We start from the raw sequence: 14,019 nt of genomic DNA, 5'->3' as shown, positions 1-14,019 counted from the left end.
AACCATGACCACCAGGCAATCTCAGCCGGCCATCGCGGTGACCGGGTTGCGCAAGTCGTTCGGCGACCACGTGGTGCTCGACGGCATCGATCTGACCGTCCCGCAGGGAACGGTCTTCTCCCTGCTCGGCGCGAACGGCGCCGGGAAGACCACCACGGTCAACATCCTGTCCACCCTGATCAGCGCCGAGGCCGGTGACGCCCGAGTCGCCGGCCACGACCTCACCCGCGAATCCGACGCGGTGCGCGCCGCAATCGGTGTCACCGGCCAGTTCTCGGCGGTGGACAACCTGCTCACCGGCAAGGAGAACCTGCTGCTGATGGCGGATCTGCACCACCTCGCCCGCAGCGACGGCCGGCGGCGCGCCGCCCAGCTGCTCGAACAGTTCGACCTGGTCGACGCGGCCTCGAAGCCGGTCTCGACCTACTCCGGAGGCATGCGGCGGCGGCTCGACCTCGCGATGACCCTGGTCGGCAGCCCGCGCGTGATCTTCCTCGACGAGCCGACCACCGGCCTGGACCCACGCAGCCGCCGAGCCATGTGGCAGATCGTCCGGGACCTGGTGGCCACCGGCGTCACCATCTTCCTGACCACCCAGTACCTGGAGGAAGCCGACGAACTGTCCGACCGGATCGCGGTCCTCGACCACGGCCGCCTGGTCGCCGAGGGAACCGCGGACGAGCTCAAGCGCCGCATCCCCGGGAGCCACGTCCGCCTGCAGTTCGCCGACCCACGCGGCCTCGAAGCGGCCGAGCGCGTCCTCGACCAGGTCTCCCGCGACCCCGACGCGCTCGCCCTCCGTGTACCCAGCGACGGCAGCCTCCGCTCGCTCAAGACCCTGATCGACCGGCTCGACGACGAGGCCATCGAGGTCGACGAGCTGTCCGTGCACACCCCCGATCTCGACGACGTCTTCCTCGCCCTCACCGGCAACCCCCACAACGAGAAGGTGACCTCATGATCGGCGCCCCCGCCCACACCCTCGCCGAGCCGGCCCCCGCGGACCTCCGGTTCCACCCGCTGCGCGACTCGGCAACGATGCTGCGCCGCAACCTCAATCACATGCTGCGGTACCCGTCGATGACCGTGACTCTCGTCGGAATGCCGGTCGTCTTCCTGCTGCTGTTCGTCTACGTGTTCGGCGGCACGTTGGGCGCAGGGCTCGGCGGGGTATCCGGCGGGCGCGCCGAGTACGTCAACTACGTTGTGCCCGCGATCATCCTGATGACCGTGACGGCCGCGGTCCAAGGCACAGCGATCTCGGTCGCGATGGACATGACCGAGGGCATCATCGCCCGGTTCCGCACCATGCACATCGCACGCGTCTCGGTGCTGACCGGACACGTGCTGGGCAGCGTGATCCAGGCGATGCTCAGCGTCGCGATCGTGATCGGAGTGGCACTGCTGGTCGGCTTCCAGCCGACCGCGGGGGTGGGCGCGTGGCTGGCGACTGCCGGCTTCCTGGTGGTGGTGACGTTCGCGCTCGTCTGGCTCTCCGTCGCGCTCGGCCAGGTGAGCAAGACCGTCGAGGCCGCGAGCAATGTGGGTATGCCGCTGGTTCTGCTGCCCTTCCTCGGCAGCGGGTTCGTCCCCACCGACTCCATGCCTGCCGGGTTGCGCTGGTTCGCGGAGTACCAGCCGTTCACCCCGATCATCGAAACCCTGCGCGGCCTGCTCATGGGTACCCCGATCGGGAACAACGCATGGATCGCGCTCGGCTGGTGCGCCGTCATCGCCCTCGGCGGATACCTCTGGTCGAAAAGGCTTTTCAACCGCGAGTACTCGCGGTAGCGGCACGGCCCGCAACTGACACTGCCACGAAAGGACATCCGATGAGTAACACGGTCGCCGTCCCGTACGGCCTCCCCATGGAACGCGATGCGGGCCCCTTCGACCCGCCCCGGCAGATCACCCGGCTGCGCGAGACTCGTCCCGTCAGTCCCATGGTCTTCCCCGACGGTCACGAGGGCTGGCTCGTCACCGGCTACGACGCGGTCCGCCGGCTCATGGCCGACACCCGGTTCAGCTCCCGCCAGGACATCGGCATTCTCCACGTGCCGTACGAGACCCCCGGCATGCCCGCCGCCACCGAGCCGTCCCCGCAGATGCCGGGCGTGTTCATCGCCATGGACCCGCCGGACCACACCCGGATGCGGCGCAAACTCACCGGCGCCTTCACCGTCAAACGCATGAAGCAGCTCGAAGACCACATCATCGACGTCGCCGAGCGGCAACTGGACGCGATGGCGCGCCTGACCCCGCCGGTCGACCTGGTCAAGGAGTTCGCGCTGCCGGTGCCCTCGCTGGTGATCTGCGAACTGCTCGGTGTCCCCTACGCGGACCGGGACATCTTCCAGGTCAACTCCGCCAAGTTCCTGATCAAGGACCAGCCGCTCGACGACAAGATGGCCGCGTACGGCGCACTGAGCACGTACCTGGCCGATCTGGTCACGCACAAGCGCGCCGCCCCCGGCGACGACATACTGTCCGATCTGGCCCGCGATGACGACCTCACCATCGAGGAGCTGACCGGTGCCGCCTTCCTGCTGCTGCTCGCCGGCCACGAAACCACCGCCAACATGCTGGCGCTGGGCACCTTCGCGCTGCTGGAGAACCCCGAGCAGCTGACGGAACTTCGCACCGACCCGGACCTGCTCCCCGATGCCGTCGAGGAACTTCTGCGCTACCTGTCCGTTGCCGACATCTTCTATCGCTACGCCACCGAGGACATCGAACTCGGCGGCGAAACAATCCGCGAGGGATCGACGGTCGTCGTCTCGTTGCTGGCCGCGAACCGCGACCCCCAGCGCTTCGACAACCCCGACACCCTCGACATCCGCCGCAAGGCCCGCGGTCACCTGTCCTTGGGCCACGGCGTCCATCTGTGCCTGGGCCAGCAACTGGCCCGTCTCGAGATGCGCGCCGGATTCGAGGGACTGCTGCGCCGTTTCCCGACCCTGGGGCTCGCCATCCCCGCCGGCGACGTGAAACTCAGGACCGACATGAACATCTACGGCGTCCACGAACTGCCGGTCACCTGGACGGAAACGTCCCGGTAGAACCATCGGCCGAGCGCGTCAGCCGATCCAACCAGTCGCCGAACAGGGCGGCGAGTAGTTCAGGCCGCTCGTGCATGAGTGCATGACCGACGCCATCGACGACGGCCAGGGTGGCGTGCCGGTAGCGCTCGAGCAATTCGGCCGCGTCGGTGTACCCGACGACCGAATCGCGGCGGCCCGCCACGATCAACGTCGGTCCCGAGAACGCACTCGACCCGACGTCGACCGTCCACCCGGCGAAGATGCGCCCGAGGGCATCCTCGTCGACGAGCGTCGTACCCGGCAGAACATGGTCCCGGTAGCGGCGAGCGGTGGCCAGCGTGCGCACGACGAAGTACTCGTCGAACCCCGCCCTCTGCGCATGTTCGAGTTCGTCGTAGGCATCGGCGTCCTGGCGAACCACGGCGTGATCGGGCACGTGTCGTGACCGCTCGGTGACCGGACACAACAACGCCAGGCCGCGCACCGTGTCCGGTCGCTGTGCGGCCACCCCGCGTGCCAGGTACGCGCCGTAGGAATGTCCGACCAGCAACACCGGGCCCGCACCCAGACTGTGGATGAAGTCACCGAGCAGCGTCACCACATCGTCGTTGCAGGTCAGGCCGCCGGTTGTCGAGAGGCCCATCCCCGGCAGGTCCGGGTAGATCCGTCGGTATCCCGTGCCGGGAACGACGACCTCGATCGCCGCCTCGATCTCACGATGATCGACGCCGGCTCCGTGCAGAGCCACGAGCGGCACGCCGATGCCGTGCTCGACGTAATGGACCAGGGCTTCGTCGATCCGGCGTTCCATGTCGACACCTTAACGATCCACGCGACCACACGAGCCGCGCTCGACCAATTGCCCGATCCCACGTCGACAACTGAAATATGCTGTGTGAGGTGGACATTGTCGATGCTCATCATCATTTCATCAACCTGCCCGACCTCGCGTACCCGTGGATCGACAGTCGCCCACCCCCGCTCACCGCCTTGCTGCCGAACTACTACGACGCTGCGCACCGGTACCTGCCGCACGACTATCGGGCACAGGTCGAGGGAACGCCCGTCACGGCCTCGGTCGCGTGCGAGTTCGGTGCTGCAGACGGAGTCGCGGAGGCCGTCTGGGTTCAGCATTGCGCCGACCGTGCCGGTGTGCCGAACGCCTTCATCGCGGCCGTGCAGCTCGATTCAGGCGATCTGACAGGCGTTCTCGCGCGATACCGGGATCTCCCGGTGGTCCGGGCTGTGCGTCAGCCGCTGTACTGGGCGGCCGACCCGATCAAGCGTCTGGGTGCGCGCGGCGACTACCTGTCAGACCCGGGCTGGCTGCGTGGATTCGAGCAGGTCGCCGATGCGGGGCTGGTGTGGGATCTGCTCGTCTACGACGAGCAGCTACCCGCCACGCACGAACTCATCGCCGCGTATCCCGACACCACGTTTGTATTGGAAGCGGCCGGTTGGCCGGTCGACCTCACTACGGAGGGCTTCACCCGTTGGGAAGAACGCCTCACCGCAGTGAGTCAGTTTCCGAACGTCGTCCTCAAGTTGCAGGGAATCGCCCTCATTTTCGGAACATCCCTGGAGGCGATCGGTCGGTGGGTCCGGACGGCCCTCAGCATCTTCGGCGCCGGGCGATGCATGTTCGCCTCTCACTACCCGATCGACCATCTGCTGTGGGATACCGAAACCATGGTGTCCACCGTCCAGGCAGCACTCGGCGGCTTGCCGTCGACAGAACAAGCACTCTTCTTCGGCGAAACCGCACGACGGGTGTACCGCCTGCCCGCCGCTGATGTCTAATGGGGATTGATCGGAGTACCTGCAGTTTCGACGCCGCCAATCCACTTTCGGCGTCCGGCCAACACTGTGAGGAGTCGACGTGACGCGAGAGGGCAGTATCCGGGTCGGCGACCGGACCATCACGTATCTCGAAGCCGGTGACCCGGCCGGACCACTGGTCCTGCACAACCACGGCGGACCCTCGAGCCGACTGGAGGCCGAGCTGTTCGATTCGCATGCGAAGGCCAATGGACTGAGATTCGTGTGCGCGGACAGGCCTGGCATCGGCGGGTCCGATCCTCAACCGGGCCGCACCTTCGAAGGCTGGACCGATGACCTCCTGCTGCTGGCCGACTCCTTCGGCGCACAGCGATTCGCGGTGACCGGCTGGTCCGAGGGTGGACCGTGGGCCCTGGCGGCCGCCGCGTATCTGGACCCCGCACGCCTGGTGAATGTCGTGTGCATCGCCGGTGGCAATTACGGAACGTTCGGATCGAACTGGGCCGCCAAGTATCTCAGCAGCGTCGACGCGCTGGGCGGCCGCCTGGCACTTCACTTCCACCCTGGTTTCACACTGATGTACGACGTGCTCGGCATCAGTGCCACCCACTTCGCGGACCGCTACGCGAAGGCGATCACGCAGTCGGCGTGCACCGCGGACCGGGAGGTGCTGGCTGACGAGAAGGTCCTCGACGCGTTCCTGAGGGCAGGGCGCGAGTGCTTTCGGCATGGCGCGGACGGACTCGTCGTCGACGCCACGATGCTCTACGAGGCCTGGCCGTTCGACATGACGAAAGTGACGCGCCCCGTGCACTTCTGGCAGGGCAGCGCTGACACCCTGGTGCCTGAGACCATCAACAAGACGGTAGCGGACAAGACTCCCGGCGCTGTCTGGCACCCGATCAGCGGTGGTGGTCATTTCATTGCCGTCAGTCACGCGAACGACATTCTCGCACTGGTGGCGAACGATCTTGCGCCAGTGCAAAACTAATCCTCACCGTCAGGCCGGGACTTCTCGAGCGTCGAGCCGAGTCTGGTAGAACAGCACCGTCACGGCGACGACCGCTTCGAGTGCGGCCGTCGCGAGTGCCGCCGCCATCGGAGTCGACATCGAATGACCCATCGGGGCCGACGCCGCCGCGTGCATCGCGTGCCCGTGGTGGCCGCCACCGGATCCGGGACTCATCACGGTGACGTGCAACGCGATCATGCCGACGTTCATCAGCGCGACGAGACCCCAATCCCGGTGCGATCCACGCATCCACAGGTGCCGCGCGCAGTACAGGCATCCGAAGATCATCGCGACGGTCACCAGGCCGACCATCGGCGACGACGTCGCATGTTCACCGAGCGACGCGGCGTGGAGCCCTGCCGCGGCCACCGCGAGGACCGCGGCCGCCCGCCGCAACCAATGACTGGTGCGGCGGGCGATCGGAGAAAAGACGGCGGACACGATTTCTAGCCTTCGCAGCAGTGCTTCGCGGTGCTCGCCGGCACGTCCAGCGCGGGGTTGCGGTCGAAGAATCCGACCGGCTTCAGCGTGAACCCGGCATAGTCGACCGGCATGACCGGCCAGTCCTCGGGCCGGGGGAAGTGCGTCAACCCGAACGTGTGCCACAGCACCAGGTCTTCGCCCTCGATGTCCCGGTTGCCCGCCACGAACGTCGGCAGGCCCGCCTGTCCCGGGTGCTGGTTGACGAAATCGCCTGCGGGATAACGATCGGACTCGTCGTATTGCGTGACCCACAGGTGCTTGGTCGCGAACGCGGCGCGGGAGGCGATCGAACTGGACGGGTCCGCCAGGAGCACCGGCTGACCTTCGGGGTGCAGCGCGTACCCGACGTCCTGCCCCAGCCGGTTCTGCTTGGTGGGATTGGTGATGTGCCAGACCCGGGCCTTGAGGTTGTCGGCGGTGCGTTGCCCCTCTGATTCGGTGGTCAGCTTGGTCTTCTGGCAGCGGAAGGCATTGCCCCACGGGTTCTCCGGACCCATCGGGACGGGCACGGCATCCACCTCCTCGACGGTGTTCACGTTGCCGTCGACGGCCATGTCGAGCCGGGCGGAGAAGAGGTGCTGGTGGAACGGGGCGCCGAGCCCGGGTGCCATTTGGGTGGAGAATCCCTCGGCGCCGCGGTAGGCGGAGGTGAAGACGATTCCGGTGGCCTTCGCCTCGAGTTCGATGGTGCCGTCGAGGTAGAGGTACCAGTAGAACCCGTAGTCGTAGTTGCCGATGGTGAGGAAGAACGAGATGACGAGGCGGCGCGAGCGGCGGGTCTCGGTCATGCCGTTGAACATGTCCGTGTGCTTCCACAGGACACCGTAATCCTCCTCGTGGAGGCAGATCGCGTTCTTCATGACGCGCGGGTCACCGGACTCGTCGGCGATCGTGACGTCGAAGTACTGGATCTCGCCGAGGCAGTCGCAGCCGAGTTCGAGCGAGTTGGTGTACCGGCCGAACAGGTACTCGCCCTGGTCGAAGTAGTTCTGCCAGTACCGGACCGGGGACGGATCGGCGTAGGGAACCACCATCTCGGCGATCGAGGCACGATAGATCACGGGACGTTCCACTCCCCCGTCGTCGAACGAGAGCTGGTGCAGCGTCAGGCCCTCGCGCACATCGAAACCGAAGCGGAACTTCCAGTCGGCCCACGTGATCTCGTTGCCGTCGACGGAGAAGCTGGCGCCCTCGGGTTGAGTGATCTCGATCGGCTTGAGGTCGGTGCGGGTGGTTGTGGCGTGCGGTTCGGCGTTCCATTCGCCGCGCTCGGCGGGCACGGGAAGCTCGATCTCGTCGACCACCTTCACGACGCGACGCTCGGTGAGGTCGACGTAGGCCACGACCCCGTCGATGGGGTGCGCCCACGGCAGGTCCGCCTTGTCCTCCTGGTGGAAGGCGAGGACGCGGACGATGCGGTGCCCGACCTCGTCCTCGTGACCGAACACGCCCGCCGACAGGGGAACCGCCCGGACCTTCGACGGTTCGATGCCGCGCTTGGCCATCGCCGCGAGCCAGTCGGAGCTGCCGAGCAGGAACGCCTCGATGTCCTCGAACTCCTCGTCGAGGATCGGCACGTGGCCGTCGGTGGCGGAATCGACGGTAGTCGAGCTGATCACGCGGTTCTCCGTCACCGACACGACGAGGTCGGTACCGATGCCGGTGGAGCGGTCGAGCAGCAGGATCCGGGCGCGTCGCTCGATCGGGTCGCCCGCGGTGAACGCGAGGACCGTCGACTTGTGCGGCTCGGCGAGCGCGACGAAGACGAAGCGCACGTTCTCGCCGATCAGCCCTTCGTCGGTGAGGAGTGCCTTCGCCGAACGGATCTCGTCCGCAGACAACGGAGTGAGCGGATGATCCGGGGCGGCGGAACCGACGGTGGCCGGGGTCTCGGTGGTGGCGGTACTCATCGTGCGATCTCCTTGTCGATGATGGTGTCGTTCGTGTCGTGCTGCGGTAGAGCGGTGTCGTGGCGTGCGGCGTGGGGTCGGAGTACGGCGACGGCTGCCCCGCCGGCGAAGGTTCCGACGAGCAGGACCCCGATGACGGCGGCGAGAGTGCTCGACCCGCCGACGAGAAGGGGAAGGTTGGCGACGGTCATGATCAGGAGCCCGGCCAGGCCGACGAGGCCGAGCAGGGGTGCGATGACGGTGTTCCACACCCGCCGGTCCACCCGCGTCCTGCCGAAGTAGACGAGGACGGCCACGGAGGTCAGGGTCATCAGTGCGACGATGCCGACCGAGGACACGCCGGCGAACCAGGCGAACACCTCGGTCACCGGGTCGAGTCCGGCGACGGCGGACGCGACGATCAGGACGAGGGCGGACGCCGTCTGCACGACCGACGCGATGTACGGCGACGCGTGCTTGGCGTGCGAGCGGCCGCATCCCGCGGGCAGGGCCGCACTGTTCCCGAGGGAGAAGATGTACCGGGAAAGCACGTTGTGGAAGGACAGCAGGGCCGCGAACAGGCTCGTGATCAGGAAGATCTGAACCAGGTCGCCGGCGATCGCGCCCACATAGCGGGTGGCGGTCTCGGTGATCATCCCTTCCGGATTCTCGGTCGCGATGGCCACGGCACCCTCGTCGCCCCACGCACTGACCATCGCCCAGCTCGACAGTGCGTAGAAACCGCCGATGACCAGCAACGCCAGGTAGGTGGCCCGGGGGATGGTGCGGCCCGGGTCGCGGGCCTCGTCACGGAAGACGGCGGTGGCCTCGAATCCGATGTACCCGGCGATGGCGAAGATCAGTGCGATGCCGGGTGCTCCGGAGAAGAACTCGGCGGGGTGGAACGCCGCCGTCGAGAATCCTTCGTCGCCGCCGCCCCGGACGATGACGGCGGCGTCGATGACGAGGACGATCCCGACCTCGCAGACGAGCAGTACGCCGAGCACCTTGCCGGACAGGTCGATGTGCCGGTATCCGAGGATCGCGACCACGGCCGTGACGGCCAGGGCCCACACGTACCAGGGAAGTTCGGGGCCGCCGTGCGCGGTGACGAAATCGTTGACGGCGGCTCCGATGTATCCGTACACCGCACCCTGGACGGCCGTGTAGGACAGCAACGCGAGGAACGCCGAGCCGAGACCGGCATGCCGGCCCAGGCCCTGCGTGATGTAGGTGTAGAACGCGCCGGCGCCGGGAAGGTGCTTGGCCATCGCCGTGAACCCGACGGCGAAGAACAGCAGCACCACCGTGCAGACGATGTACGACGCGGGGTAGGCGGCGCCGTTGCCCGCTGCGATGCCCAGCGGGACGGTTCCGGCGATCACGGTCAACGGGGCCGCCGCTGCGACGACCATGAACACGATGGCACCCGGACCGAGGGTGCCTGCCAGTCTGCGAGGGGCGCCGTCGCTGACCGCACTCGAGTGCGTGGGGGCGTTGGTTGTCATGGCTTCCTTCGACTTTCACGAGGAGAGGGTCTGCGTGGAGGCTCCGCGGTGAGCTCTGGAACGAGCATGCGACTGCGGGTTGTCGGCGCAGTTGCCGCTGCGTCACAGTCCGTCGACAGCAAATGAGAACGCACGCAGGACGATTCTCATTTCGAATCCGGTCGAGGAATCTAGAGTGCGATGTTGACGGACTTGCTCTGGGTGTATTCGGCGATGGCGCCTTCACCGAGTTCGCGTCCCCACCCGGACTGCTTGTAGCCGCCGAACGGAAGCGCCGTGTCGAACGCATTGTGGCAGTTCACCCACACCGTGCCCGCCTTGATCTCGGCGGCCACCTCGTGGGCGCGGGACACGTCCCGGGTCCACACGCTGGCGGCGAGGCCGTAGGGGGTGTCGTTGGCGGCCGCGCGGACGCCTTCCTCCCGGTTGAACGGCACCGCCACCGCGACCGGGCCGAAGATCTCCTCCTGGTACACGCTGAAGTCGCGGTTCACGTCGACCAGCAGGGTGGGCTCGACGTAGAAGCCGGTGTCGCCGTGCCGGTGCCCACCGGAGAGCGCGCGGGCACCGTCGGCGAGTCCGGCGTCGATGTATCCGGTGACCTTGCCCAACTGCTCCTGGGAGATCAGCGGGCCGACGTCGTTGGTGGGGTCGAGCCCAGGCCCGATCTTCTGCGACTTCGCGAAATCGGCTACACCGGACGTGAATTCGTCGAAGATCCGGTCTTCGACGAGCAGGCGCGTTCCGGCCGTGCAGGCCTGGCCGTGGTTGAACAGGAACCCGCCGGCCACGCCGGGGATCGCAGCCTCGAGGTCGGCGTCGGAGAAGATCACCTGCGGGCTCTTGCCACCGAGTTCGAGGGACACCTTCTTCAGGTTCCCCGACGCGGCAGTGACGATCTTCTTTCCGACCTCGGTCGAACCGGTGAACGCGACCTTGTCGACGTCGTCGTGACTCGACAGCGCCGCGCCGATGTCGCCGAAACCGGTGAGCACGTTGAACACGCCGTCGGGGACGCCGGCCTCGGCGATCACCTCGGCGAGGAGCAGCGCGGTGAGTGGGGTCTGCTCCGCAGGCTTGAGGATCATGGTGTTCGAGCAGGTCAGCGCGGGCGCCACCTTGAACGCGGCCATCACCAGCGGGAAGTTCCACGGGATGATCTGTGCGCACACACCGACCGGTTCACGAGTGGTGAAGGCGTGGAAACGTGCTCCGGGCGCCCACGGCACCGACACGGGGATGGTGCGGCCCTCGATCTTGGTGGCCCAGCCGGCGTAGTAGAAGAAGATCTCCGCTGCCCACGTCACGTCGACGGCCTTCGCCACCGCCACGGACTTGCCGTTGTCGATCGACTCGAGCTGCGCGAACTGATCGGCCCGGGCCAGGATCCCCTCGCCGATCTTCCAGAGGATCCGCTGACGTTCCGCGGGGGTGAGCGAGCGCCACGGCCCGGATTCGAAGGCCCGCCGGGCCGCCGCTACCGCCCGGTCCACGTCTTCGATTCCGGCGTGCGGCACTGTCGTGATCACCTGTCCGGTGGCGGGATCGACCGTCTCGAACGTCCTGCCCGACGCCGAGTCCACCCATCGGCCGTCGACGAACATGCGCTTCGGCGACGAAACGAAGTCGACGACCCGGGGGTCGAGTCCGGCTGGGGTGTGAACGACTGCAGTCATCATGTCCTCTTCGGTGGAGTGAATGAATCTGTGAATGAATCCGGCTTCTGCAGAACACTTTTGGCGGATGAGTTCGCCTCGTCGTGCTGCGGCCTGAACCCACGATAAACCCCGGATGTGTCGCCGGTCACTACTAAATCCGGATGGGAATCAGCGGCTGCGGCATTCTCATTCGACTTTTCCGGCCGCCGCGCCGCCGATTCTCATTCCGGCTTTTCGGGTCGGTGCAGTTGATCCGCCGTGTGCGGCGTCGCAGGCCCCGGAATCGGGAACGAATTCCCCGGCCATTCTCATTCGAGGTGATCGAAAATTAATTCCGATCGGCGCATCGCGCTCGTCTCCTGCGCTAGCGTGCAACTCATGCAGCCCCGGGTTGATCACTCGCGCGGGGCCGGCCGGAAAGTGTAGAGAGCAGGTGCGTGGTGTCCGGTACACCGAGAATCAGAACTAGATCACCGGTCGCCGGTCTCGAGCGGGCGCGTCTGAGTTTCGTCCAGGTGCTCGGACAGTCCGTGTCCGCAGTCGCACCGTCGGCCGTGATGGTCACTTTGCCTGCTCTCGTCATACCCGACGCGGGCCGGGCCACCATCGCGGTGTTCGTCGCGGCGGCGATTCTGATGACGGCGGTCGGCTACTGCATCGGACAGTTCGCCACCCGCATGGTGGCGGTCAGCGGTCTCTACAGCTACATCGTGAAGGGACTCGGGCCGGTGCCCGGTTTCGGCGGGGGCTGGTCGCTGCTCGTCGGCTACGCGGCCGCGGCCATGGCGAGCACGCTCGGTGCCGCGAGTTACCTCGCCGCGCTGCTCGGGCGAGTCGGGCTTCCGGCGGGGACGCCTCTCATCGCGGTCCTCGCCGCGATCGTCGGGCTTCTCGCCCTTCTCCTGATGGTCCGGGGCGTGACACTGTCGGCGCGGATCATGCTGGCCATCGAGGTGTTCGCGATCGTGGCCGCCTCCGCCGCGCTGGTGGTCGCGTTCGTGCAATCGGTTCGCGAAGGCGCGACCCCGACCGCGGGCGGCGCGAAATCGGGTTCCGCGGTCGGGTTCGCCGTGCTGCTCGCGATCACGTCGTTCGTCGGTTTCGAGAGTGCGGGCACGGTGGCGCGGGAAGCCCGCAACCCGTTCGTCGCCGTCCCGCGCGCCATCCGGTGGACCCCCATCGCCCTGGGCGTTCTCTACGTGTTCGCGGCCGCCCTGCAGTTGCCGGAGCCGGTGCGGCAGGGAGTCGATTCGCTGCCGATCGTCCTCACGTTGCCCGACACGTCGGGCGCCGGTTCGTCGGCGCTGTCGATCGTCATGGAACTCGGCATCACCGCCTCCTGGTTCGCATGCGTCCTCGGTTCGACGACGGCGCTGTCGCGGACCCTGTTCGCGATGGGCCGCGAAGGGGTGGTCCCGAGCGTGTTCGGCCGGACGCACCACAGGTTCCACACCCCGCACGTGGCATTGACGGCGGCGATGCCGGTCGTCGTCGCGGTGCCCGTCCTCTACCTGTTCGTCAGCGGTTCGAGCCGCGAAGTCCTGATCGGACTCCTCGCCGTGTCCGCCCACGGTTACGTCCTCGCGTACGTGCTGCTGTGCGTCGCGACGCCGGCGTTCCTCCGGCGGATCGGCGAACTCACTCGGCTTCCCCTGATCATCGGTGTGCTGACGGCGACGGCGATGGTCGCCCTGGTCGGGTGGGCGGCGTTCTCGCGCACGTATGTCGCGGGCGCGGCGACCGCCGTCTACGTGCTTCTGATGCTTGTCGGCGCCGCGGTCTTCGCGATCCGCGCCAGGAGATCCCCCGGAATCGGAGAACGGATGGGTGTGTACGACGAGGCCGTGGCCGACGACCTGCTGGGCCGGTACCGCCCGTGGGAGGTCCGCCGGTGAGCGCCGACGACAGAGCCCTGTCGGGGCGGCAGCCGAAGGCCGTCACCAGCGCGCTGCGGGTGCTCGAGGAGGTGGCCCGGGCCGGCTCGGGTGTGACCGCGAAAGACATCGCGGCCCGCCTGTCGATGCCGTCGGCGACCACGTATCGACTGCTCAACATTCTCGTGGGCGAAGGCTATGTGGTGCGGCTCCCCGACCTGTCCGGGTTCGCGCTGGGCCAGAAGATCGGGATCCTCGTCGACGCCGCCGTCGTGCCCACCGTGTGTGCGGCGGCGCGTGAGGTTCTCGCCGAACTACGACTGTCGGTGCGCTTCGGAGTCCACCTGTTCTACTACACCAACGTGGCCGTCCGCACAGCCGACGCCGACCCCGAATACCCGCCGCCGGAGGACGAGTCGTTTCTCAACCAGCACCTCTACGCGTGCGCGGTCGGCAAACTCCTTCTCGCGGAGAAGTCGGAACTCGAATCCGTGATTCCGCGGTGGGAGCCACGGGCGCTGACGGCCCGCACGATCGTCGCGCGGAGCGAGCTGCTCGCGAATCTGGACCTGATCCGAAGCCAGGGCTTCGCCACCCAACTCGCGGAGCTCCGGGACGCGTCGGCCTGCGTCGCGGTCCCCCTCCGGTCCGGCACGGGCGCACTCGTCGGCAGTCTCGCCCTGTCGGGACACGTCGATCACGAACACCTCATGCTGCGCCACGTCCCGTCGCTGCGCGAGCACGCGGAACGACTGGCCCCGCTGATGGCGTAGCG

The 14,019-nt window shown here is 67.3% G+C and carries 12 protein-coding genes; 7 read left to right on the top strand and 5 right to left on the bottom strand.

The genetic code is table 11. From position 1 onward, the window contains the following. Positions 1 to 4: 4 nt before the first annotated feature. The 3 genes from JVH1_RS24165 to JVH1_RS24155 are packed head-to-tail and all read left to right on the top strand — an operon-like array spanning position 5 to position 3,059. Positions 5 to 961 (top strand): daunorubicin resistance protein DrrA family ABC transporter ATP-binding protein, encoded by a 957-nt coding sequence (locus JVH1_RS24165; protein WP_009475290.1) that lies wholly within the window; start codon positions 5 to 7, stop codon positions 959 to 961. Beyond that, positions 958 to 1,791: an ABC transporter permease gene (locus JVH1_RS24160; RefSeq protein ID WP_009475291.1), complete on the top strand. Its 834-nt coding sequence runs from the start codon at positions 958 to 960 to the stop codon at positions 1,789 to 1,791. Before JVH1_RS24165 ends, JVH1_RS24160 begins: the two co-directional genes overlap by 4 nt. 41 nt (positions 1,792 to 1,832) lie before the next feature. Continuing rightward, positions 1,833 to 3,059, top strand: coding sequence for a cytochrome P450 (locus JVH1_RS24155; protein ID WP_009475292.1), 1,227 nt, complete (start codon positions 1,833 to 1,835; stop codon positions 3,057 to 3,059). Here the strand turns inward: JVH1_RS24155 and JVH1_RS24150 are convergent. Continuing rightward, positions 3,034 to 3,852 (bottom strand): alpha/beta fold hydrolase, encoded by an 819-nt coding sequence (locus JVH1_RS24150; protein ID WP_009475293.1) that lies wholly within the window; start codon positions 3,850 to 3,852, stop codon positions 3,034 to 3,036. The two genes, JVH1_RS24155 and JVH1_RS24150, sit on opposite strands and share 26 nt — an antisense overlap. 77 nt (positions 3,853 to 3,929) lie before the next feature. Between JVH1_RS24150 and JVH1_RS24145 the strand changes: the two genes are divergently transcribed. Then, positions 3,930 to 4,841: an amidohydrolase gene (locus tag JVH1_RS24145; RefSeq protein WP_009475294.1), complete on the top strand. Its 912-nt coding sequence runs from the start codon at positions 3,930 to 3,932 to the stop codon at positions 4,839 to 4,841. Positions 4,842 to 4,920: 79 nt separating this feature from the next. Continuing rightward, entirely contained in the window at positions 4,921 to 5,811 is an 891-nt protein-coding gene (locus JVH1_RS24140) for an alpha/beta fold hydrolase (protein WP_009475295.1), read from the top strand. A gap of 9 nt (positions 5,812 to 5,820) precedes the next feature. Here the strand turns inward: JVH1_RS24140 and JVH1_RS24135 are convergent, their stop codons facing one another. The 4 genes from JVH1_RS24135 to JVH1_RS24120 form a co-directional block, all read right to left on the bottom strand. Next, positions 5,821 to 6,273 carry a hypothetical protein gene (locus JVH1_RS24135; protein WP_009475296.1) on the bottom strand — a complete coding sequence of 151 codons (453 nt, stop codon included), beginning with the start codon at positions 6,271 to 6,273 and terminating at the stop codon, positions 5,821 to 5,823. A gap of 5 nt (positions 6,274 to 6,278) precedes the next feature. Beyond that, positions 6,279 to 8,225, bottom strand: coding sequence for a primary-amine oxidase (locus JVH1_RS24130; RefSeq protein WP_009475297.1), 1,947 nt, complete (start codon positions 8,223 to 8,225; stop codon positions 6,279 to 6,281). Continuing rightward, positions 8,222 to 9,712 (bottom strand): APC family permease, encoded by a 1,491-nt coding sequence (locus JVH1_RS24125; protein WP_009475298.1) that lies wholly within the window; start codon positions 9,710 to 9,712, stop codon positions 8,222 to 8,224. Before JVH1_RS24125 ends, JVH1_RS24130 begins: the two co-directional genes overlap by 4 nt. 170 nt (positions 9,713 to 9,882) lie before the next feature. After that, positions 9,883 to 11,388 (bottom strand): aldehyde dehydrogenase family protein, encoded by a 1,506-nt coding sequence (locus JVH1_RS24120; protein ID WP_009475300.1) that lies wholly within the window; start codon positions 11,386 to 11,388, stop codon positions 9,883 to 9,885. Between the two features lie 422 nt (positions 11,389 to 11,810). Here JVH1_RS24120 and JVH1_RS24115 point away from each other — a divergent pair, with 422 nt between their 5' ends. Beyond that, the gene (locus JVH1_RS24115) at positions 11,811 to 13,265 is read left to right on the top strand and encodes an APC family permease (protein WP_009475303.1); all 1,455 of its coding nucleotides are present in this window, start codon (positions 11,811 to 11,813) and stop codon (positions 13,263 to 13,265) included. Next, entirely contained in the window at positions 13,262 to 14,017 is a 756-nt protein-coding gene (locus JVH1_RS24110) for an IclR family transcriptional regulator (protein ID WP_009475304.1), read from the top strand. The genes JVH1_RS24115 and JVH1_RS24110 overlap by 4 nt, the downstream gene beginning before the upstream one ends. Positions 14,018 to 14,019 lie beyond the last annotated feature (2 nt).

Source organism: Rhodococcus sp. JVH1 (assembly GCF_000280725.2).
Lineage (GTDB): Bacteria > Actinomycetota > Actinomycetes > Mycobacteriales > Mycobacteriaceae > Rhodococcus_F > Rhodococcus_F jostii_A.
This window is presented reverse-complemented; position numbering and strand designations above follow the sequence as displayed.